Raw genomic sequence first — 22805 nt, forward strand, 5'->3', positions numbered from 1 at the left:
TTCAGCCGCGAAATCCGGTTGCCACAACGAATTTTTCCGAACTGTCCGAACGGGATGCGGGCGGTTTCACATGCGCCACTTTCTGAAATTTCTGCTTCAGAAGTTTTTGCAAATCGCCTTCAGCACCGCCGGCAAGAACCTTGGCTACGAATGTGCCACCTTCTTCCAGCACGTCAAACGCAAAATGGGCCGCAGTTTCACACAGTGCAATGATCCGAAGATGGTCGGTCTGCTTGTGACCCGAGGACGCCGCGGCCATATCCGACATTACCACATCCGCCTTGCCACCCAGCCAGTCTTTGACCTTCTGGTCGGCGTCATCCGCCATGAAGTCCAGAACATGGGTATCGGCACCCGCAACCGGTTCCACTTCCTGCAAGTCGATACCCAGCACCGTTCCGACCCGTTTTCCTGACTTTTCGCCAAGCGCGTTTACCCGTTTGACTGCAACCTGGCACCAGCCACCAGGCGCGCACCCCAGATCAACAACCCGTGCTCCGGGAACGAGAAAGCGGAACTTGTCGTCAAGTTCCAAGATCTTATACGCGGCGCGCCCACGGTATCCTTCGGTCTGGGCGCGCTTGACATAGGGGTCGTTCAACTGCCGTTCGAGCCAACGGGTCGAACTCAGCTTGCGACCCCGTGCGGTCTTTACCTTTACCTTCAGGTCACGCTGCCCGCGCCCCGAGTTGTTTTTGCCAGTTGGTGTCTTCGCCATCAGAACGGTCCGTCTTCCAGTACCCCGTCCGCGCTCATCTGCGCATAAAGCAGGCCCTCGCGCAGGCCCCGATCTGCCACGGAAAGGCGATCAGTGGGCCAACAGCGCAACAATGCCTGCAAAATGGCCGAGCCGGACATGATCAGGGCCTGCCGGTCTTCCCCAATCCGAGGATCCCGGCGGCGCCCATGAGGGCCGAGTTCTAAATACCCGCGTATCACTTTGTCAATCTGGTCACTGGTCATACGCAGCCCGTCAACTTTGGTCCGGTCATACCGCTTGAGGCCCAGATGCGATGCCGCAACCGTAGTGACAGTTCCGCTGGTGCCGACGATCTGAAAACCTTCACGGGTTTGTTCATCTTTGTAAGGTGCGAAATCGGCCAGGTTTTCTTCGAAAAACCAGCTCATTAACGCAAACCGAGCGGCGTCGTTTTCGACGTCATTGAACTGATCCCGCAACGTGGCAACACCCAGCGGCACGCTGATCCAGTCCACGACTTTTGCAGCCGGAAAAGGGCTGTCGACCGTGTGAAATCCGTTATGCAAACGCATGATCGCAGCCGGGCGGTCACGGCGAGGGACGGACGAAATGTCGATCCAGACCAGCTCGGTCGAACCGCCGCCAATATCGACAACCAACAGCTGTTCGGTCTTGGTGGACACAAGCGGGGCGCAGGAAATCACCGCCAAACGGGCTTCTTCTTCGGGTTGGATGATTTCAAGCGTCAGCCCGGTTTCGCGTTTGACCTGCCGGATGAATTCGCGGGAATTCTTGGCGCGGCGGCAGGCCTCGGTTGCGATCAGACGCATCCGTTTCACTTTGTTCCGTTTCAGCTTTTGTTGACAGATTCGCAGCGCCTGAACGGTGCGTGCCATCGACGCCCGCGACAGACGTCCGGTGCGTTCCAGACCCGCGCCCAGCTGCACGGACTTGGAGAAGCTGTCAACCACATGGAACCCGCTGCCCTTGGGCTGGGCTATCAACATGCGGCAACTATTTGTTCCCAAATCCAGAGCCGCATACAGGGCATCCGGATCGGGTCTTGCCGGCGCGGGGCTTTCGACCGCTTGCGGGAACGCGCCCGCACCTTTGGGACGCTTGGGCGCCATCGTAACGCCCTCCGATTTTCGAGTTGATTTGACCCTAGGCGGGGCGTCGTCGACGTGCAAGCGATTTCCATTTCAAATTTGGCTTGGATGTCACACGCCGTTCATACTGAGGTGCGATTTGATCTTTGATCCCGGTTGAGGGATTCTTGATCGCAATCAGCCGCAGACGGAGCCTGCCATGAAAGATAAACGTGTCCTGACCTTTGACGAATTCGATGAAATGGTGAACCCGCGCCCAGAGGAATGTGAGTTTGACCGCGTCGTTGAACGTGCCCTGTCACGTCGTGGATTTCTGGGCGGCGTATTGGCGGTGGGAAGTTTCACGGCTTTGGGCGGGTCGCTGCTTCCGACTGGTGCGCGCGCAGCCGCAGATCGATTTGCGTTTGAGGCGATTCCGGCGTCAACTGCCGATGACGTCATCGTGCCGCCGGGCTACAAGGCCGAGGTGATGGTGCGCTGGGGCGACCCGCTTTGGTCTGATGTGCCCGAATTTGATCCGGCCACCCGTGGAACCGCTGCCAGCCAAGAGCGCGCATTTGGTGATAACACCGACGGTCAGGATGTGTTTTTGCACGAGGGGCACGTTCTGCTGGTTGTGAACAACGAATACACCAATCGCGATATCCTTTGGGGCAACAACCCGGACGCCAAAGCCGCCTCGGATGACGATGTTGCCAAAGGCATGATGGCGCATGGTGTGACGGTGGTCGAGATTGCAGCTACCGATGGCAAGTGGGGCATTGTTAAGGATAGCCAGTATAACCGCCGCATCACGCCGCAGACAGACATGTCACTGACGGGCCCTGCCGCGGGCCATGATCTGTTGAAAACTGCCGCTGATCCGACAGGCACCACCTCTAAGGGCACCTGGAACAACTGTGGCAACGGCATGACCCCATGGGGGACGTATTTGGCCTGTGAAGAGAATTTCAACGGCTACTTCTCGGCTGAAGACGAAAACCATGAAGTCAGCGCCGAACTTCAGCGCTATGGCGTTTCGTCCAAAGACTGGGGATACGGATGGGCCGGAATTGACGAGCGTTTCGATGTCTCGAAAAACCCTAACGAGCCGAACCGCGCAGGCTATGTTGTCGAAATCGACCCAACCGATCCGGCCTCGACGCCTCGCAAGCTGACCGCGCTTGGTCGGTTCAAGCATGAAAACGCCGAGGCCATTGTGAACAATGACGGTCGCGTCGTCGTCTACATGGGCGATGATGAACGGGGTGAGTTCCTGTATCGCTTCGTCTCGGAAGGTGTTTATGCCGCTGGTGTGGATACGAATGCGCTGCTTGAGAACGGTACGTTGTCGGTTGCAAAGTTCAACGACGACGGGACTGGTGAGTGGCTGGACCTGACCCCCGAAACAACTGGTATGACGTCGCAGGCCGAAATCTGCATCCATACGCGACAGGCAGCGTCGGCCGTGGGCGCGACCACTATGGATCGCCCGGAATGGGTTGCGGCCAATCCGAACGCGCCCGAGGTCTATTGCTGCCTGACCAACAACAAGAACCGCGGTGTGAAACCGAATGCCGGTGGCGACGACACTTCGGTCAACGGGCCGAATCCGCGCGAGGCGAACAAATACGGTCAGATCGTGCGCTGGCGTCCTGAAGGCGGAGACCATGGCGCATCGGGTTTCGAATGGGACCTGTATGTACTGGCCGGAAACCCGACCGTGCATCAGGATGCTTATGGCGGCTCGGACAATGTCAACGCCGACAATATGTTCAACTCGCCCGACGGTTTGAAGTTTGACAGCAACGGTCTGCTGTGGATCCAGACCGACGGCAAATACAGCAACGAGGGCGACTTCGAAGGGCAGGGGAACAACCAGATGCTGGCAGGCGACCCCGTTACCGGTGAAATCCGTCGTTTCCTCGTCGGCCCGAACGAGTGTGAGATCACTGGCCTCAGCTGGTCGCCGGATCGCCGCACCATGTTTGTTGGTATTCAGCACCCCGGTGAAGACGGCAATAGCCACTGGCCCGACGGTGGAAACTCGGTTCCTCGTTCTGCCATCATTGCGGTTTCTCGTGAAGACGGCGGGCTGGTCGGTTAACCCCGGCAAGACGCGTTTAAACAAGCCTCGGGCGGGTCATGCTGTCCGGGGCTTTTGTTCATTATGCAGCGCTCTCATAGTGACAATGAGAATTTTGGTATGCGTTTTCGCCGCGAGACGGGTTAAAACCCCGCCACGCCACCGTGGGCGAAAACGTCGCTTGAAAAGCGCCGGGTGTCGAAAATCGACCGACCCATCCCCACATTGAAGTTTAGAACCGGCCCATCGGGTTAGGAGGAATCACAGTAATGCCTGACGTCACCATCGTGTACTGGCGCGACATTCCCGCTCAGGTCATCGTCGGCAAAGGCCGTCGCGGCGCGAAGCGGCAACTGGAAGAACGGTTCGAGCAAGCCATCGACCGCGCTGCCATGAAGGTAAACGCCAAGGACAGTGATGCCTATCTGGCCGAATGGCGCAAGGCCGAGCCTTTTGCGGTTGATGGCGACCCGGCAGAAGTAGCCGAGGCCGAGGCCCTGCGTCTGGAAAAGGAATACGATCAGGACCGCATCAAAGCGCTGATCGCAAATGACGGTTGGGCATAAGCCCGTATCTTAATGGGAGGCCTCAATGGCTTTGCTGAACTTCAAGAAACGTGATGTGGTCGAAAACAGCCCTGTGAACCCGACCGTCGAAGCCTTCCTGCAAGGCTATTCGATCGAGGTCATGCCGCGGACCGCCGAAAAGGTCGAGGATTTCCGCGCGCTGCTGCCCGAAGGCACACGCGTTTACATTGCCCATATCGAAGGCACCCCGATTGAAGATATGGTCAAGACAGCCAAGCGGATTGCAGCCGAAGGCTATCCTGTCATGCCCCACTTCCCGGCGCGGATCATCAAGGATGCGGCGACGTTGGAAAACTGGATCTCGATGTACCAGGGCGAGGCGGGCGTCGAACAGGCGCTGTTGCTGGCCGGTGGCGTGACAAAGCCGCATGGCGATTTCGACAGTTCCATGCAGCTGATGGAAACCGGTCTGTTCGACAAGGCAGGGTTCAAACGTCTTCATGTTGCCGGTCACCCCGAGGGGAACAAGGACATCGATCCCGATGGGTCCACCAAGAATGTCGATGACGCCCTGCGCTGGAAGCAGAAATTCAACGAGACAACGGATGCCGAAATGGCGCTGGCAACACAGTTCGCCTTTGACGCCAAGCCGATCATCTCCTGGGCCGACAGCCTGAAAGAAGCGGGCATCGATCTGCCGATCCATATCGGAATCGCGGGCCCGGCCAAGCTGCAAACCCTGATCAAGTTCGCCATCGCGTGCGGCGTTGGGCCGTCGCTGAAGGTTCTGCAAAAGCGCGCCATGGATGTTTCCAAGCTGTTGCTGCCCTACGAGCCGACCGATGTCGTGACCGAACTGGCCAACCACAAAGCGGCCAACCCGGATTTCAACATCACCAACGTGCACTTCTTCCCGCTGGGCGGGATCAAAACCAACGCCAACTGGGCGATCAATAACGGCGGCGCTTCGGCAAAGCCTGTAACCTCCTAAGGAACGGACATGACCCGAACAGTCGTAGAATCAAAAACAAAAACAGCCGTCCTGGGCTTTGACGAACCGTTCTGCGTGATCGGTGAGCGGATCAACCCGACCGGTCGGAAAAAGTTGGCGGCCGAGTTGGAGGCGGGCGACTTTTCGACCGTTGAAAAAGATGCTTTGGCTCAGGTAGCGGCTGGCGCGACCGTTCTGGATATCAATGCGGGCGTCGTCTACAACTCGAATCCCAACCCGAACGAGACCGAACCGCCGCTGATGCGCAAGATTGTCGAGCTGGTACAGGGTCTGGTCGAAGTTCCGCTGTGTATCGACTCGTCGGTTCCCGGTGCTCTGGAAGCGGGTCTTGAGGCGGCGGAAGGTCGCCCGCTGCTGAACTCGGTCACGGGCGAGGAAGAGCGCCTGGAACTGGTTCTGCCGCTGGTCAAAAAATACAACGTACCGGTCGTGGCGATCTCGAACGATGACACCGGTATCTCGGAAGACCCCGATGTCCGTTTCGAAGTGGCCAAGAAGATCGTTCAGCGTGCTGCCGATTTCGGTATCCCCGCGCATGACATCGTTGTTGACCCGCTGGTCATGCCGATTGGCGCGATGGCAACTGCCGGTCAGCAGGTGTTTGCTCTGGTCCGTCGCCTGCGCGAGGAGCTGGGCGTGAATACCACCTGTGGCGCGTCCAACATCTCGTTCGGCCTGCCGAACCGCCACGGCATCAACAATGCCTTCTTGCCGATGGCTATGGGTGCCGGCATGACCTCGGCGATCATGAACCCGGTGGCTCTGCCAGTGACGCAGGCGAAGATTGCCGAGAAAAAAGAATCCGTTGCAGCGGCGGGCATCATCCTGCCCGAAGGCATGGATGACGAGGCGTTCGTTCAGATGTTCGGCCTGGGCTCCACCAAGCCGCGCGCCGGAAAAGAGATGGAGGCCATCCGCGCTGCCAACCTGCTGACCAACAACGACCCGCATGGTGGCGAGTGGATCCGGTTCAACAAATCACCTGACGAGGCCGGTGGCGCAGCCGGTGGTCGTCGCGGCGGTGGCCGTCGTCGCCGCGCCTGATTGCATCAACAAAGACAGCGAAGGCCGGGCACTGTGCCCGGCCTTTTCGTTTGACCCTGATTAATGTCGATTTTGCGCAAGGGTTCAGGATATCCTGATCCGGGACGCAACGATCAGGTGGCACGATGAGCAAACATCACCCCCCGAAACTCTCAGAAGCGGATCTGACCAAGCGGTTGGGCAAAAAGGAGTATTTCGAGCAACTGACTGATCTTCAGGCCAAGCTGGCCAGGATTCAACAAGCGTATCTGTTTCACGGGCTCAAGGGTGTGCTGGTGTTCGAGGGTTGGGATGCGGCAGGCAAGGGGGGAACCATTCGCAGGATCAGCCAGGCTCTGGACCCGCGCAGCTTTAAGGTCTGGCCAATTGGGGCGCCCCGGAACTACTACCTCAACCGGCATTACCTGCTGCGGTTTTGGGAACGTTTGCCACCGTCCGGAGCGATATCCGCGTTCGACCGCAGCTGGTACGGGCGCGTGTTGGTCGAGAGGATCGAGAACCTGACCCCGGAAACACGCTGGCGCGCTGCTTATCAGGAAATCAATGATTTCGAACGCATGCTGGTCGACGATGGTGCCCGGATCGTCAAGCTGTTCTTCCACATCTCTGAAGATGAACAGATGCAGCGGTTTACTGAACGGCTGAGAAACCCGTTGAAGCGCTGGAAATTGACATACGAGGATTTCAGGAATCGCGAGAAATGGGATGTTACCGAGATCGCCGTGGATGAAATGCTGGCCCGGACGTCGACCGATCTGGCACCGTGGCACGTGATACCGGCCAATAACAAAAGATACGCGCGCATCAGCGCCATGAAGGCCATTGTCAAAGCCTTTTCAGCCGGGGTCGATCTGAACCCGCAACATCTGGACAGCCGCACGCTTGAGGCGGCCATCCAGACTTTGGATGTAGATGACTCGCTGATCGACAGTCTTCGTGCGCGGACCGAGTGACTTTTTCCGGGCAACCTGAAACGATCCGGCTTGCGTGTCAGGGAACTCTGGTTATATCTCAGGGGTGCGGCGGGTATGATGTAATGGTAGCCTGTCAGCTTCCCAAGCTGAACGCGCGGGTTCGATTCCCGCTACCCGCTCCAGAACTTTCAGGTCAGACGACGATTTCCGGTGAAGGCCTGCTCCGGCAGGCATGGGGGTCGTTTCGGGACGTTCCACCAAATTGACCTGTGCCAGTAGATATTTCCGGTTTTGGGCATCCCCCTTGCGATTGGTAGGATTCCGGGCGTCTTATGATAGAGTGACCCCATCACTGTTGAGCAGAGCCCAACTATGCGGGAAATTGATCAGACCGGCACGAGTACACCCCAAGAGCCTTGCGCAGGTGATGTTCATGCCTTTCTGGAGAGCCTGACCGGCCCGTCCCGTGGAACGGTTTCCTGGCTTGTTGACAGCGCATTGACTGTTTCTGTCGGCGAAGCCCGTGCGCTAGGCCTGCGCCTGAAAGACAACACGCCGCCTCATGACGAAGACATCGCAACGCTTCAGTGGTCCGAGGGGGGCTATGTGCTCAACGCGCTGGCAGGGCAAGACATCTGGGTCAATGGCCACAAGATTGTATCAGCATCGCTGAAACACGGCGACATGATCGAATTTGGCGAATTGGGCCCGATCTCACGGTACCGCATATGTACTCAGAGGTTTCCCATTCGTCATACGGTCGAGGATATCCTAAGTGACGCCTATGCCTATGCGCGGTCAAGTCGCCGGCCCTTTGCCCAAAGAATGTCGGGTGCGCTGCGTGAGAGTGGGCGAAGGCTTGTTTCTCAAACCACTATGTTCTTCAGGATTACGGTGGTTGCCGCGATTGCGCTGATCGCAGGTCTGCTGTTCCTGCTTTATCAAAACGACCGGAGACTGGCCGACAGTCTACAACAGGAAGCCCGCAAGATCGAAGCAGTGGCGGCCATGCTTAGCCAGACGCGGGAAGATGTGCTGACCCCCGAAGACCTTGTGGCGTTGAGGGATGCCTTTCAGAACCAGCTGATATCTACCGAGCAGCGGTTGGGTACCCTTGAACAGCGCGCAGGGGCGTCCACGCGGGTCATCACCGCGTCTACTCAATCCGTGGCTTTCATTCAGGGTGCCTACGGATTGCGTCATGTCGAAAGCGGCAAACTGCTGCGCCATGTGTTGGGGCCAAACGGAGAGAAGTTGCAAACGCCTTTCGGACAACCCTGGATCGAACCGGACGCAACGGGTGAGCCCGCAGAGTTCCAGTTCACCGGCACCGGGTTTCTGCTGGAGGGTACACCGCTGATGGCCACCAACCGCCACGTTGCCTTGCCCTGGACAACCGGCGACAAGGCTCAGGCACTGAAAAACGCAGGTCTTGAGGCCGAGATGCTGCAGTTGCTGGCCTATCTGCCAGGTCAGACCGATCCGATCGAGGCCACTTTGGACCGGTTCAGTGAGACCGCTGATCTGGCGCTTTTGTCGGTTGATCCAAACCGTATCGAGGGGCTGGGATTACGACTGGCCGATGACCTTCCTCGCAGCGGTGACGAAGTCTTTCTTCTGGGGTATCCTACTGGCCTGAAAGCGTTAATTGCGCAGGCGGGGCCGGAATTTCTGAAAACGCTCGAGAAAGACGGGTCCGTCAATTTCTGGACGATCGCCGCACGGTTATCTGCGCAAAACCAGGTTCAACCGCTCGCCAGCCGAGGAATCGTGGCACAGACAAGTCCGGGTGCAGTTGTTTATGACGCAGAAACAACCTCAGGAGGAAGCGGAGGACCGGCCCTGAACCGCAAGGGTGAGGTGGTCGCGATTAACGCCGCGATCCTGCCAGAGTTCGGGGGTTCAAACATCGGGGTTCCGGTTTTGCACCTGAAAACCTTGCTGAATGAAACTGTCAGCCAGTGATCAATCACTGGTCTGGAAAGGCGATTTTTGAACAAAGAATACGACCGTCAACGGAACGATCACAGAAATCAGGGCCACGGCGATCAACAGGTGTCCAAGTTGGCCGTAATCGGCAATCGATGTGACGACACCGGTTTCCGGGTCGGTTACCGCGCGCGACACCACGAAAATCTGGTTCATGTATTTCGTTGCCAAACTGCTGGCCGACAAGGCCATGTTGGTGAATGACGCCATGACGGCAAAGAAAGTTGCCTTCAGATGCACAGGAGCATTACGTGCGATCCAGGCCAGCATCGGAACCATCGCGATTTGACCCAGCGGGGATTCAACTGCGGTGTCGAGGATTGCAATGAACCTCGCGTCTACGATCCCGCCGGTATGCGCAGATGTCCATTCATGCACGCCGTAATACAGCGCAAGGTTGGGTAGGGCGAGGACCCCCGACGCGATGGTCAGAATGATAACGACCTGCGCAATCGAGCGGTTGGCCATAAACGGTCTCAGAACGATGAGCCCGACCAGTGCAAGCAGGGACGTCAGAAGCGCCAGGATTGCCAGGAACTGCTCGTCAAACCCCAACTCGTCGATTTCGAACCAGGTCAGCCCCGGCCCGGGCAAGGGAACCGCACGAAACACGAAAATGATTATCGCCGTACCAATCAGAGCCTTTGCCTGATTTGGGTTCAGTTCCTTCACCAAGCGCGACATCAGGTACAAGATCACACTCAGTGAGACTACAAAAATAGTTTCCTGGGCGAGTTGGAAATTCGATGTTCCCAACACGATACTCAGTACAACAAAGGCGAGACCGCCCAGCAGGATTGGCCATTTGACCTCGGTGGTTTCGTCAGGAGTATGCGGGGGATGACCTAGGCGAAGATGTTGACGCTGTATCAAACCGTGCAAAACCACACCGCTGACGGACAACAGGGGAATGACAAGCGCGATCAGATAGACGTTGCCATACAATGCAAGACGGTCTGATTTCTGCATGCCCTCGGTTCCCGAGAACACCCAGATATTGACCGCGGCTACGGCTGCGAATCCCGAGAAAATGGCGATCCTGCCCAGTGTTTGCATTGTTGTATGCTGCGCACGGGTTTCCTCGGGCGAAAACGGCTGCCCGTGGGGATTGATCTTTGGAACGGCCTCGACCGTCATCGCGTCGGCGACGACATCCTGAATGGCATAGCCGGAAGGCGCCAAGAGCAGGGCAATGATATAGCAGTGTTCCAGCGGTATGACATCAACCATATGTCCGGGAAAGGCCACAAGCCCGTACATGGTGAGCAGGGACAAGGTGATCAGGGTTGCCCCCAATAGGATCAGCAATGACTTCCACCGCCAAAACAGATCAACGATATGACCCAGTGGCATTTTCAGGATCCAGGGAAGCCCGGCCCAAAACGCCAACCCGGCTACAAAGGAAGCGGATAGGTTAAGATAGTCCTTAAGAAAAAAAGCGCCGACGACCGATGTCAGGCCAGAAACCCCGGCGGCAAAGTAGACCATGAGCGGTGGCAGGTAGGACCATCGCATCTGTCGCGCCAGATCAACAAAGGTTCTTTGCCACCATGCAGAAAGCGGCGCTCCTGTAGAAGGCTGGTCAGTGGTCATGTTCACGTAAATCGCATCGCAGGATTTCCTTGACCCAATGATACAGGCTTACAGAAACGCGGACGCAAAAAGCAACAAACTGGTCACCACCCCAAAGAGGGGAACAACAAGAGGCACGCGGAACTGCGGTTCATCGGTTTCAGCCCGGGTCTTCAAAAGGATCAGTGAAAGATTGACCAGCACAAAGACCCCCAGAACAATTTGCGACGTGCGCTCGGCCAGAATGGCGATTGGAAGCGTTTGGGTCAGCAACAGGATTATTGCCGTGACCATGATTGTCGCTACCGTTGGCGTCTGAGTGACCTGAGATACCGTAGCCAGAAACTTAGGCAAATGATCCCGATCCGCGAGCCCGTAAATCACGCGGGATGCCATGATCATCTGGATCAGAACACCATTGATCGTGGCTACGATGGCAATGGTCGAAAACCCCTGCTGGATAACCTCGGGCGCGTCCGTAAAAATCAGGGCCAGCGGTGCGGCGGACGTCGAAAGGACATCGATCGGCACCACATACAGAACAGTCATGGACGTACCAAGATACAAGACCGTGGCCAGAATAAGCGTCAACAGGATCGCTTTCGGGATTGTTCCGGCGGGGTCTTTAACTTCTTCAGCGACATTCGCCATGTCCTCGAAACCGACAAAGGCGAAAAACGCCAGAAGCGAAGCGGCCAATATCCCTCTCCAGGCGGTTGGGTCCAGCCCGGGAACCATCTGGGTGAGCGCATAGCCCTGAGGCTCAGGAAGGGACAGGCCCCAACCAATAACGACAAGTAGCCCGCTGATTTCTATGATGGTAATGACTGCCGCCACCATTACCGACTGCGTGATCCCCCATAGGGCGATCAGCCCCATGATCAGAACTACACCGATTGTCAGACTTGAAATGCCTAAACCTGTAAGCGTTTGAAGGTACGACGCGGCCCCGATAGCCACGGCCGAGGCCGAGATGATGCCCGAGGCGGCCACCGCGAGACCGACCAGCACGGCCATCCAGCTTTTCTGAAACCCAGCTTCGACATAGGCGGCCTCACCCGCACTCACAGGATATCGGGTTGCCAGTTCTGCGTATGACAGGGCGGTCAGCGCAACAACAAGCGCAGCAATCAGGAACGAAACCGCGGCATACGGGCCCGCTATCCCGGCCGTCGCACCAACAAGCACGTAAATTCCAGCGCCCACGGTTACCCCAAGCCCATAGAGCGTGAGCAGCGGGGTCGTCAGCGCCCGTCGCAACTTTGGTGTCTTTTGTTCAACGATGGACATCATCTATCCGCCAATTGGAATGCGTTGCGTGTCTTGGGTTGGCATTAAAGTTTCTCTGCTTGGTCCCGTTGCCTCGATCATATGAGTGACTGACGTGCGTTTGGTCCCGAGAAGCCAGAGCGTAGTCGGCAGGAGAGCGCGCCGCACGTTCGCCGCGCCCACGGAGCTAACTTTCACACCACTGAATCACTGATCACCGGTAAATTTGCTTGGGGTCAGGCAGGTGAGCGTCGGGCCCGTTGATATATTCGTACTTCACTATGTGGTCACTTTGCGTGCTTTGATTCAGGTCAATGAAAGCGGAACGTCACACTGAATCGTAGACCGGTGCGCCTTTTACACGCAATGAATCGCCGAACTTTCTGAGCCTTAAGGAATGCGGTCAAGCAAGGAGTCTCGGGTGACCAAATGGGTCGAAAGCTCCAAAGACTGGCCCGCAGAGTTCGTTTCGATCATTCGTATCAACTCCTGCGCAGCCTTTTGACCCATTTCACGGTGGGGCACGTGAACCGTTGTCAGGGCAGGTCTGACAATGCGCGCGATTTCGATGTCGTCAAAGCCTGTAATCGACACGTCTTCGGGCACTCGGAGCCCCATTTTCTGCGCCTGCCTCAATGCGCCGACTGCCAGAACATCGTTTCCGCACAAAACTGCGGTCGGCGGCATGTCAGTCGCCATGAGATCCCTGAATGCCGTCGCGCCATTCTCGAACTCATATGTGGTTTCGATCACCATTAGGTCATCCGGCTGCAGGCCGTGTTCAGCCATGGCGCTTTTTATCCCAGCGATCCTGAGCCGCGCCCGGTCATTACCCGAACTGATACCCGATATCGTCGCAAGACGCGTATGTCCCTGTCTGATGATCTGGTCTGCCAGCGCTTTCATGGCCTTGCGGTTGTCGAACCCAACTGACGGCACAGGTTTATCCGGCAGAAAGGACCAGGCAACCAGCGCGGGCACTTTCCGTCTGTCCAGATAATCGTAAATATCTGCGTCCCTGTCATGACCGATCAATAACAGCCCATCCGCACCCCGTGCGACCAGGGTTCGGATCTGATCCTTTTCCGCTTCGGGCTCATAGGCTGAACTGGAGACCAGCAGCGTGTAACCACGCTGATGTATCTCTTCCTGAAACGCCTGCAACCCCCTTGCGAATATCGCGTTTTCCATGGTGGGGATGATGGCGCCAATGGTAAATGACCGCTTGGCCGCCATCACGCGGGCCGCGAAATTTGGCGTGTACCCCAATTCCTCGACCGTCGACAGGACACGCTTGCGCGTTGCTTCAACAACTTGTTGCGGGTTGTTCAGACACCGGGACACTGTCGCGGTCGAAACACCCGCGGCCTTGGCAACGTCATCCAGTGTCGGAGCAGACCGATGTTTTGACATTCTCGAACTCTCAATTCCAGTTGGCTTAAGTTAATCGCATTTTTCAAATGATGAAAGCACCAATGTAAGCGCTTGCAATATTGATGTAAGCGCTTACAAAGGTGTTGAACCGATTCTGAACGGGAGTCCCGGAAATGGTCCTTGCTGCATCTGTCGTCGTTTTCGCGATCTATTTCGCCAACGTTGCTTTGGGTGCTTTTGCAGGCCGCGCGTTTCTTGGTGACGTAGGAGAGATGTTGGTTCTGTTCGCGGCGTCGATTTTGTTCGTTGTCGCGATTCTGAAAAAGGAAGCTGACCGAAACGCAACAGACGGCAGCTGAACTTTTGCTTGGGAGGGCAATTCATGAACAACGACGAGATTGAACTGGCGTCAACAGAACGTCGCAACTTTCTGAAGCTGAGCGCGAGTGGCGCGTTCACGGCCGCATTGGTTGCCGGGGCAGGGGGTGTTTTGTGGTCTTCCGAGGCTGCCGCGCAAACCGCAAAAGAAGAGAGTGAGCGCGAAAAGGCCGCAGACCACATTATGACGGTGGCCACAGCCTATGTGCTGGGTGCGTCGCGCAGCTATCCGATCATGCAGCTGGATCTGAAGGAAAACATCCAGAATGCTACCAACGGCAAGGTCTATGTCAAATTGGCCCCCGGTGGCCAGCTAGGCGCGGGCGGTGCGCTGGTGCAGAAAGTACAAGGTGGAACCATTCAGGCCGCGCAGCACTCGCTGTCGAATTTTGCGCCTTTTGCGTCCACGGTCGACCTGATCAACATGCCGTATCTGTGCGGGTCGAACCAGCGCTTCACCAACCTTGTCCATTCGGACACGTGGAAAAGCGAAGTCCACCCCAAGGTCGAGGCGGCAGGCTTCAAGGCCCTGTTCTACGTGAATATCGATCCGCGTGTTGTCGCAGTCCGGCAGGGTGGCAATGCGGTCATAACACCGGGGGACATGGGCGGGATCAAGTTCCGCGTTCCCGGTTCGAAGATGCTGCAACAATACTATCGCATGGTTGGTGCCAACCCGACGCCTGTGGCATGGGGTGAAACACCTTCGGCGATCAAGCAGGGTGTTGCCGACGCGCTCGACCCGTCAGTTGGAGCACTGTATGTCTTTGGTTTCAAGGACATCCTCAGCCATGTGACCTTCACGCAGGCCGTTCCGGACAGTCAGGTTTATTCCTGTAATCTGGAGTGGTTCAACTCGATGCCTGCTGACGTGCAGGAAGGCATTATGTGGGGTGCCGAGATGACTGGCCATCAGAACCTGTCCAAGGTTCCGTCGGCGCGTGCTTACGCCATGTCCGAGCTAAACAAGGCAGGTGTTGAATTCCACTCACTCAGCGATGATCAGCTGGCGGAATGGCAGGATGCCGGTGGGTATCAGCGTTCGGAATGGGATCCTTTCAAGACGGAACTGGCCGGTTCGATGGACAACTTTGAGAAGCTGGTCGAAGCGGCCGGTACGCAGGGCAAATACTACGTCCACGACGCCTAAGGTGAAACCCGTGGGCGCCTGTCGGCGTCCACGATTCTTGTACCGCGCGGCCGACAGTGGCCGGTCAAGGCAGGTACGGACTGGGCTGTCCCATCGCCGGAGGATCAGATGACCGTTCTTCAGAACATTGACCGAAACGCCGAACGCTGGTTGCTGCTGGTGTTCTACGTGATGCTGGTGATCACCATGGCCATCGAGGTGCTGCGGCGCGAGATATTCGCCTATTCCTCGATCTGGGGCGAAGAAATCGTACGGTATTCCTTTATCTACCTTGCCTGGATCGGTGCGGCTGCCGCGGTGAAAGAGCGCGCCCATATCCGGATCGACGTGATCATGCACTACGTCGGGCCGCGCCCCAAAGCACTGCTTTATATCTTCGGCGATCTGGTGATGTTCATGGTGGCGATCATCGCACTCTACTGGTCGTATGAAGCGGTTCACGTTTCGGCCAAGTTTGGTTCCGTTACGGACGGTTTGCGGATTTCCAAGGTTTGGTTCCTGATGGCTGTGCCGACCGGGTTTGCCCTGATGATCTGGCGGCTGATCCAATCCCTGTTACGCGATCTGAAATGCCTTCGCGACGGCACGCCCGTCTTCGAAGGTGACAAGCTGTTTGACTGAGGAGAGACCGGATGCTTTGGAATTCCCTCAATCAAACCGTTGAACTGGGTTGGGATTTTTACCTGCCGGTGATCCTGTTCGTAGGCCTGATTGCCTTGGCCGTGCCCGTTTGGGCTGCCATTGGGACAGCAGCGATTGTAATGCTGATCATGTCCGGTGACCTTCCTCTCAGCCTTGTCGGAGAGAGCCTGTTTACTGGCATTGACGCTTTTGCCCTGACTGCTGTGCCCTTGTTTATCCTGACCGGGGATGTTTTGGTTCGGACAGGGTTGTCACGCAAGTTTCTGGATGTTGCCGAGGCTTTGACATGCTTCGCCAAGGGGGGCTTTGGATCGGCCACGGTGCTGGTCTGCGGAATGTTTGCCGCGATTTCGGGATCAGACGCTGCCGGGGCTGCTGCGGTAGGCCGGATGACCATCAACCGGTTGGTGGAAAGCGGGTATCCGCGCCCCTACGCCTGTGCTCTGGTCGCGGCCGGTGCCTGCACCGGCATCCTGATACCGCCCTCAATCGCCTATATCATCATCGGCCTTGTGCTGGGTATCTCCGCATCGACGCTTTTTCTGGCCGCTCTGATCCCGGGTCTGGCTATCCTGGTGTCGATCCTGATCACCAACATCATCATGAACCGCCTTTACGCTTACGAAGGTGGCGGCATGATGACCATGGGGGAGTGGTTGGCCAATCTGGGCAAGGCGCTGAAATCGGGCTGGTACGCGTTCATCGTGCCGGGGATCATTTTTTACGGCATCTTCTCAGGTCGCCTGACCCCGACCGAAGCCGGCGCAACGGCCGTTGTCGTCACCATCATCATGGGCTTCATCCTGCGTACGCTGACATTGGCGGATTTTCCGTCGATGCTGGTCAGCTCTGCAAAGGTGAACGGGGTGATCCTGCCGATCATCGCCTTTTCAGCTCCGCTGGCCGAGGCGCTGGCGATCATGGGTGTTCCTCAGGGGTTTGTCACTTCGGTGACCTCGCTGACAGACGATCCGTATCTGCTGATCCTGTTGATGATCGGCATCCTGATCGCAGCGGGCTGCGTCATGGAGACGACGCCGAATATCGTCATCCTGGCACCAATCCTGAAACCACTAGCGGACAATATCGGCATGAATGAGATCCAGTTCTGCATCATGATGATCACCGCGCTGGGAGTGGGTTTTATCACCCCGCCGCTGGGGCTGAACCTGTTCGTCGTATCTGGCATTACCGGTGAATCCATTCTGAAGATTGCCGCCCGAGCCGTGCCTTTCGTATTGACCATGCTGATCGTGGTGATCCTGATCGCCTACGTGCCAGCCGTGTCGACAACATTGCTACCTGAAATCTACCAATAGGACCTGCTGAACATGCCTCGTGAATATCTGAAAAAGGCAACTTTAACGGCTCAATCACACGCCTCAGAGGTGCATGATACGGTGAAGACAATTCTGACCGATATCGAGGCGGGCGGTGATGCAAAGGCAAGAGAATACGCCGCCAAGTTCGACAAGTACGAAGGGAATGTCTTGCTGACCTCGGCTGAGATTGAGGCCGCCTGTGCAAAAGTTTCCGAAAAGTTGAAAGCCGACATCCGTTTCGCCCACGACAATGTTCGGCGCTTTGCCGAGACGCAGAAAGCGACCGTATCTGACGTTCAGACCGAGATCGTTCCGGGCTTCATTGCCGGGCAGAAGGCAATTCCAGTGGATGCTGCAGGGTGTTACGTGCCAGGGGGGCGATACAGCCACATCGCCAGTGCGATCATGACAGTGACCACAGCGAAAGTTGCGGGATGTCGCCACATCACAGCGTGCTCGCCTCCGCGCCCTGGCGAAGGGGTTGCGCCTGCCATCGTTTATGCGGCGCATATCTGCGGGGCCGACAGCATTCTGGCTATGGGGGGCGTGCAGGGTGTTGCCGCCATGACCTACGGCCTGTTTGGTCTACCGCGCGCCAACATCCTTGTGGGCCCCGGCAATCAGTTCGTGGCCGAAGCCAAGCGCATCCTTTACGGCAAGGTTGGTATCGACATGATCGCAGGTCCGACCGACAGTTTGATCCTTGCCGATCAGTCCGCCGATGCGCATGTCGTCGCCACCGATTTGGTCAGTCAGGCCGAGCACGGATACAACTCGCCGGTCTGGCTGGTCACCGATGATCGCGACCTTGCGCAAAAGGTGATGGAACTGGTGCCTGCGTTGATCGCAGATCTGCCGGAATTGAACCGCGAAAACGCCTCGGCCGCATGGCGCGATTATGCTGAGGTTATCGTCTGTTCCAACCGCGAAGAGATGGCCGCCTGTTCCGACGAATACGCACCTGAGCATCTAACGGTTCAGGCTGAGGATCTGGATTGGTGGCTGGAACGGCTGACCTGTTACGGATCGCTGTTTCTGGGCGAGGAAACAACCGTGTCATACGGAGATAAGGCGACCGGTACGAACCATGTTCTGCCAACCTCGGGCGCGGCCAGCTATACTGGCGGGCTGAGTGTCCATAAATACATGAAGATCGTGACGTGGCAGCGGGCCACCCGCGAAGGGTCAAAGCCCATCGCCGAAGCGACCGCGCGGATATCGCGGTTGGAAGGAATGGAAGGTCACGCCCGTGCCGCAGATGTGCGTCTTGCAAAGTATTTCCCGGACGAGCAATTCGACTTGACCGCCGATGGATGACCCGCGCTCATTGTTTGACCTGACTGGCCGGGTGGCGTGTATCACCGGTGCCAGCTCTGGACTTGGGCGGCAAGTGGCACGGACTCTTGCCGCGGCAGGTGCGCGTGTTGTCGGCGTGGCCCGGCGCGGCGAGGCATTGGCGCAGATGCAGGCCGAGATTGGCGCGCGCGCTGCAACGGTTGTTGCAGACGTTGCAGATCGAGATGGGGTAAATGCGTTGACACAGGCCGTCGCTTCCAAGTTTGGCCCCCCCGACATTCTGGTCCATGCGGCTGGGCTGAACACGCGTGAGGCCGCCGATGATGTTACTCCTGAGGGGTGGGACGCCACGCTTGCCCTGAACCTGAGCGCGCCGTTCTTCCTTAGCCAGGCGATGGTGCCGACAATGAAGGAAAAGGGGTGGGGGCGAATTGTCAATTTCGCCTCGCTGCAAACAACGCGCGCTTTTCCAGGTGGTATCGCCTATGGCGCGTCCAAGGCGGGGATCGGGCAGTTGACACGCGCCATGGCCGAGGCGTGGTCGCCCTTTGGCATAAACGCCAACGCCATCGGACCGGGGTTCTTTCCCACCGAACTGACGCAGGCTGTGTTCGACGACCCCAAGCGCGCGGAACGGAACGCCGCGCAAACCTGTATCGGACGCAATGGGCGGATGCAGGATATCGACGGGCCGATCCTGTTCTTATGCTCTCGGGCGTCTGACTATGTCACGGGACAGGTTCTGATGGTTGACGGAGGGTTTACTGCCAAATGAAGGCTCTGGTTTACAAAGGTGTTGAACACATGGTGTTTGACGATGTGCCGAATGCCGAACCGGGCGCATCGGAACACCTGATCCGGGTCGAGGCGGTTGGCATCTGCGGATCGGACATGCACGCCTATCTGGGCCATGATGCACGTCGCCCGGCGCCCCTGATCCTCGGGCACGAGGCAGCCGGTGTCATAGCTGATGGTATCCGCGCCGGTGACCGGGTGACGATCAACCCGCTGGTAACCTGTGGCCAATGCGCGGCATGTCGGGCGGGTCGCGAGAATCTGTGCCCGGACCGCCAGATCATCTCGATGCCACCGCGCGAAGGGGCGTTCGCGCAATATGTCTCGATGCCAGGCAGAAATCTTGTCGACGTGCCCGATGATGTCCCTTTCGCCAAGGCTGCGCTGGCTGAACCTCTGGCGGTAAGCTGGCACGCAGTCAGACTGGGGATCGAGGCTCAGCATTCTGCGATGGACCGCCGCGCCTTGGTGATTGGCGGAGGGGCTATTGGCCTTGCGGCGGCCTTGGCCCTGCGGGCGCAGGGTATTGAAGACGTTACAATCGCGGAACCAAACGCGTTGCGCCGGACTTATCTGGCGGAAATCGAAAGTTTTGCACTTGTGGATGCGCCCAATGGGTCTTTCCCGTTGGTCATTGATGCTGTTGGATATGCCGCGACACGGTCGGTCGCTTCGGCCCTGGCCGCGCCGGGTGGCGTGATCGCGCATGTCGGATTGGGTGAAGATGCCGGAGGTCTGGACGTGCGTCGCATGACCTTGCAGGAGATCACCTTTATCGGAACCTACACCTACACCGCGCAGGATTTCCGCGACACGGCTCAGGCGATCTTTGACGGCCGTCTTGGCGCCCTGAATTGGGTTGATGAGCGTGCACTGGCCGATGGCGCGCAGGCGTTTCGCGATATCCGCTCTGGCTCTGTAGCCGCACCGAAGATTATCCTGAGACCCTGGGGATAAACCTGACAGAACTGGAGGCCACCATGTACAAGAAAATTCTGGTCCCGATGGCTTTGGATCACGGCATTTCACAGCATACGCTGGAAGTCGCGCGTGCCTTGTCCGAAAACGGGGCCGAGATCATCGGCTTGCATGTCTACGAAATGCCACAGGGATCAGTCAGCGCCTATCTCGACAAATCCGCAGTGGCCGAAGGGTTCGAGCGCGCGAGGCGGGCATTGTTGCAAAAAGTTGACGGGCTGGATGGTGTGAAAGCCGAAATTATCAAAGGACACACCGCCCGCACCATCATTGACTACGCGACCAGCAACAATGTGGACTGCATTGTTATAGGTTCGCACAAACCGGACCTGAGCGACTACTTTCTGGGATCGACAGCGTCACGCGTTGTTCGTCATGCCCCCTGCGCTGTACATGTGCACCGCAGAACCTGATTTCCTTAATCGCGCCAAGCGCCCCAACAGGACCAACAGCCCGACCATGAACATAGACAAGAAGATAACCGACGATCTGGTGGCCAACGATATCTCGTTCGTCACCACCGTCCCGTGCAAGCAACTGGCAGGCGTCATCGCTGAAATCGACCAGCGAGAGGACATCTATCACATCCCGTCCAACAAGGAAGACGAGGGGATGGGCCTGTGCGCCGGGGCATGGATGGGCGGCAAGCGTCCCGCGATCATCATGCAAAACACCGCAATCGGTGTGACGATCAACACGCTGGCGACACTGATCCAGTTTTATCGCATGCCATTGCCGATGCTGATTTCCTATCGCGGAGAGCTGCGCGAACCGGTTGCCTGCCAGGTTGAAATGGCTGTGCACACCAAAGCGCTGCTGGCTCAGCTGAATATTCCGACTTATCACTTCCACCATCAGTCAGATGTTGAGGAGCTCGACACGATCCTCAAATACACCTTTATGTGCAACAAACCGGTCGCCATTCTGACCGATGCCAGTTTCTGGGGAGGCTATGGCGACCAATGATCCGCTCTGAAATTCTGAAAGAAATCGCTCCGATCCTGCGCGATCAGCTCGTTGTTTGTAACATTGGCATTCCAAGTCAGGAACTGCATGCCATCGACGACCAGCCCACCAATTTCTACATGCTGGGCACGATGGGGCTGGCCTCATCCATCGGTCTGGGTCTGGCCTTGTCGCAGCCCAAGCCGGTTATCGTGATCGATGGGGACGGGTCGGTTCTGACCAATCTGGGTACCTTGCCGACCATCGCCAACAACGTGGCGGACAACTATATCCTGTTGATCGTCGATAATGGGTCGTACGGGTCCACTGGGGATCAGCCGACGTATGCCGGGCAGAAGACCTCTCTGGCGAAAATGGCGGAAGCCGCGGGATGCGAGCGCGTAATCGAATGTCAGGCCGAAGACACCGGCCGCGTGCTGCAAGAAGCGCTGGATTCGAAACAGATGACCATCATCGTGGCCAAGTGCGAAAGCGGAAACGCCAAGATGCCTGTTATCACTATGGATCCGGTGGTGATCCGCGACCGGTTCATGAAGGCCGTACAGGCCTGATGTTATCCAGCGCTATCCACAGTTCCGAAGACGCCCGCCGCCTGGCGCGGCGGCGTCTGCCGTGGATGGTGTTTGACTATATCGATGGGTCTGCCGGGGCCGAGGTTGGCGCAGCCCGAAACAGGGCTGCACTGGATGCGCTGATCCTTCGCCCTCGGATTCTGAAAGATGTCAGTGAAAGGTCGCTGGCTTGTTCCGTCTTTGGCGGGTCGACCCAACGCCCGTTTGGCATCGCACCGATGGGTATGTGCAATCTGTCGGCCCCCGGTGCAGATCTGATGCTGGCACGTCTTGCGGCGCGGTACGAGGTGCCGCTTGGGGTCTCAACCGTCGCATCGACCCCGTTGGAAGACCTGATTGTCGAGGCAGAAGGACATGCCTGGTTTCAGCTGTATTTCAGCGGCGATGGCAGTGGCACGTTCAAGCTGGTCGAGCGCGCAAAGGCTGCGGGGTACGAAACGCTGGTACTGACGGTTGACGTACCCGAAGTGGGACGTCGCCCGCGCGAATTGCGCCATGGGTTCAGGATGCCGTTCAAAATGGGTCCGAAACAGGTGCTTGATTTTGCGCTTCATCCGCGGTGGTCGCTGTCGACGCTGCTGCGGGGCAAGCCCGAAATGGCGAATTTCCTGATGGACGGATATGATTTTGATCGCCGGGAAAGCCGGGCCAGGGCGACCTGGGAGACTTTGGCCCGTCTGCGCGACCAGTGGGCCGGGAAACTGGTGGTCAAGGGCGTTCTGGATGCAGAGGACGCGCTGAGCCTCAGGTCGGCAGGTGTCGATGCCATTCAGGTCTCAAGCCACGGTGGGCGCCAGTTGGACAGTGCGCCAGCGCCGATTGCCGTATTGCCAGAAATTCGGAACGCCGTCGGCCTGGATTACCCGCTGTTTTACGACAGCGGTTTGCGCTCGGGCGAGGATGTTTTGAAAGCGTTGGCAAACGGGGCAGATTTTGCCTTCTTCGGCCGCATCCTGCAATTTGCAATCGCGGCAGAAGGGGAAGAAGGGCTTGAGCAGCTGTGGTCTGTGCTGAGTGATGAAATGAGTATTGCCATGGCGCAGATGGGCGTTTCGTCGCTGGGCGAGGTGCGACGCGCAACCTGAAACCAGTTTGGGGAACGACCCGAGGCGTACCTGCGAGTCGTTCCAA

Annotated in this window: 22 protein-coding genes and 1 tRNA gene; 18 read left to right on the top strand and 5 right to left on the bottom strand. The window is 57.6% G+C overall.

The genetic code is table 11. From position 1 onward, the window contains the following. Position 1: 1 nt before the first annotated feature. Both ACR0AP_RS02530 and ACR0AP_RS02535 read right to left on the bottom strand, forming a co-directional pair. Entirely contained in the window at positions 2-718 is a 717-nt protein-coding gene (locus ACR0AP_RS02530; protein ID WP_480505102.1) for an RlmE family RNA methyltransferase, read from the bottom strand. Continuing rightward, positions 718-1830 carry a Ppx/GppA phosphatase family protein gene (locus ACR0AP_RS02535; RefSeq protein WP_267365936.1) on the bottom strand — a complete coding sequence of 371 codons (1113 nt, stop codon included), beginning with the start codon at positions 1828-1830 and terminating at the stop codon, positions 718-720. The genes ACR0AP_RS02530 and ACR0AP_RS02535 overlap by 1 nt, the downstream gene beginning before the upstream one ends. Positions 1831-2008: 178 nt before the next feature. On the opposite strand from ACR0AP_RS02535, the gene ACR0AP_RS02540 reads away from it, so the two are divergent. The 7 genes from ACR0AP_RS02540 (at position 2009) to ACR0AP_RS02570 (ending at position 9336) form a co-directional block, all read left to right on the top strand. After that, on the top strand, positions 2009-3895 hold the full coding sequence (locus ACR0AP_RS02540) for a PhoX family protein (protein WP_480505103.1): 1887 nt from the start codon (positions 2009-2011) through the stop codon (positions 3893-3895). 248 nt (positions 3896-4143) lie between these two features. Further along, positions 4144-4440, top strand: coding sequence for a virulence factor (locus ACR0AP_RS02545; RefSeq protein ID WP_209503861.1), 297 nt, complete (start codon positions 4144-4146; stop codon positions 4438-4440). A 25-nt stretch (positions 4441-4465) separates the two neighbouring features. Beyond that, positions 4466-5392 (top strand): methylenetetrahydrofolate reductase, encoded by a 927-nt coding sequence (locus ACR0AP_RS02550; protein WP_480505105.1) that lies wholly within the window; start codon positions 4466-4468, stop codon positions 5390-5392. Positions 5393-5401: 9 nt separating this feature from the next. Beyond that, positions 5402-6457, top strand: a complete 1056-nt coding sequence (locus ACR0AP_RS02555; protein ID WP_480505107.1) for a methyltetrahydrofolate cobalamin methyltransferase — start codon at positions 5402-5404, stop codon at positions 6455-6457. Positions 6458-6582: 125 nt separating this feature from the next. Then, positions 6583-7410 carry a polyphosphate kinase 2 family protein gene (locus ACR0AP_RS02560; RefSeq protein ID WP_480505109.1) on the top strand — a complete coding sequence of 276 codons (828 nt, stop codon included), beginning with the start codon at positions 6583-6585 and terminating at the stop codon, positions 7408-7410. Between the two features lie 69 nt (positions 7411-7479). Next, positions 7480-7553: transfer RNA gene (locus ACR0AP_RS02565), tRNA-Gly, on the top strand. Positions 7554-7743: 190 nt separating this feature from the next. Then, a complete protein-coding gene (locus ACR0AP_RS02570) occupies positions 7744-9336 on the top strand; it encodes a trypsin-like peptidase domain-containing protein (RefSeq protein ID WP_480505111.1) in 1593 nt (530 codons plus the stop codon). Here the strand turns inward: ACR0AP_RS02570 and ACR0AP_RS02575 are convergent, their stop codons facing one another. From ACR0AP_RS02575 to ACR0AP_RS02585, 3 genes are all read right to left on the bottom strand, one after another. Next, positions 9337-10875 (bottom strand): MFS transporter, encoded by a 1539-nt coding sequence (locus ACR0AP_RS02575; protein ID WP_480505113.1) that lies wholly within the window; start codon positions 10873-10875, stop codon positions 9337-9339. Positions 10876-11001: 126 nt separating this feature from the next. Next, the gene (locus ACR0AP_RS02580; protein WP_480485584.1) at positions 11002-12222 is read right to left on the bottom strand and encodes an APC family permease; all 1221 of its coding nucleotides are present in this window, start codon (positions 12220-12222) and stop codon (positions 11002-11004) included. Positions 12223-12591: 369 nt separating this feature from the next. Beyond that, positions 12592-13614, bottom strand: coding sequence for a LacI family DNA-binding transcriptional regulator (locus ACR0AP_RS02585; RefSeq protein WP_480505115.1), 1023 nt, complete (start codon positions 13612-13614; stop codon positions 12592-12594). Positions 13615-13748: 134 nt separating this feature from the next. Between ACR0AP_RS02585 and ACR0AP_RS02590 the strand changes: the two genes are divergently transcribed. From ACR0AP_RS02590 to ACR0AP_RS02640, 11 genes are all read left to right on the top strand, one after another. Then, entirely contained in the window at positions 13749-13934 is a 186-nt protein-coding gene (locus tag ACR0AP_RS02590; RefSeq protein ID WP_267366030.1) for a hypothetical protein, read from the top strand. A 23-nt stretch (positions 13935-13957) separates the two neighbouring features. Beyond that, a complete protein-coding gene (locus ACR0AP_RS02595) occupies positions 13958-15103 on the top strand; it encodes a TRAP transporter substrate-binding protein (protein ID WP_480485587.1) in 1146 nt (381 codons plus the stop codon). A 108-nt stretch (positions 15104-15211) separates the two neighbouring features. Then, positions 15212-15724, top strand: a complete 513-nt coding sequence (locus ACR0AP_RS02600; protein WP_480505117.1) for a TRAP transporter small permease — start codon at positions 15212-15214, stop codon at positions 15722-15724. An 11-nt stretch (positions 15725-15735) separates the two neighbouring features. Then, the gene (locus ACR0AP_RS02605; protein ID WP_480505120.1) at positions 15736-17064 is read left to right on the top strand and encodes a TRAP transporter large permease; all 1329 of its coding nucleotides are present in this window, start codon (positions 15736-15738) and stop codon (positions 17062-17064) included. Positions 17065-17076: 12 nt separating this feature from the next. Beyond that, a complete protein-coding gene (hisD, locus tag ACR0AP_RS02610; RefSeq protein WP_480505121.1) occupies positions 17077-18384 on the top strand; it encodes a histidinol dehydrogenase in 1308 nt (435 codons plus the stop codon). Continuing rightward, positions 18377-19138, top strand: a complete 762-nt coding sequence (locus tag ACR0AP_RS02615) for an SDR family NAD(P)-dependent oxidoreductase (protein ID WP_480505123.1) — start codon at positions 18377-18379, stop codon at positions 19136-19138. Before hisD ends, ACR0AP_RS02615 begins: the two co-directional genes overlap by 8 nt. Further along, positions 19135-20115 (top strand): alcohol dehydrogenase catalytic domain-containing protein, encoded by a 981-nt coding sequence (locus ACR0AP_RS02620; RefSeq protein ID WP_480505125.1) that lies wholly within the window; start codon positions 19135-19137, stop codon positions 20113-20115. The genes ACR0AP_RS02615 and ACR0AP_RS02620 overlap by 4 nt, the downstream gene beginning before the upstream one ends. A 23-nt stretch (positions 20116-20138) precedes the next feature. After that, on the top strand, positions 20139-20549 hold the full coding sequence (locus tag ACR0AP_RS02625) for a universal stress protein (protein ID WP_480505127.1): 411 nt from the start codon (positions 20139-20141) through the stop codon (positions 20547-20549). Positions 20550-20595: 46 nt separating this feature from the next. After that, positions 20596-21102, top strand: a complete 507-nt coding sequence (gene comD, locus ACR0AP_RS02630) for a sulfopyruvate decarboxylase subunit alpha (protein ID WP_209503876.1) — start codon at positions 20596-20598, stop codon at positions 21100-21102. Beyond that, positions 21099-21653, top strand: coding sequence for a sulfopyruvate decarboxylase subunit beta (gene comE / locus ACR0AP_RS02635; protein ID WP_209503877.1), 555 nt, complete (start codon positions 21099-21101; stop codon positions 21651-21653). Before comD ends, comE begins: the two co-directional genes overlap by 4 nt. After that, on the top strand, positions 21653-22759 hold the full coding sequence (locus ACR0AP_RS02640; RefSeq protein WP_480505129.1) for an alpha-hydroxy acid oxidase: 1107 nt from the start codon (positions 21653-21655) through the stop codon (positions 22757-22759). The genes comE and ACR0AP_RS02640 overlap by 1 nt, the downstream gene beginning before the upstream one ends. Positions 22760-22805: the final 46 nt, after the last annotated feature.

Source organism: Ruegeria sp. AF7 (genome assembly GCF_056541885.1).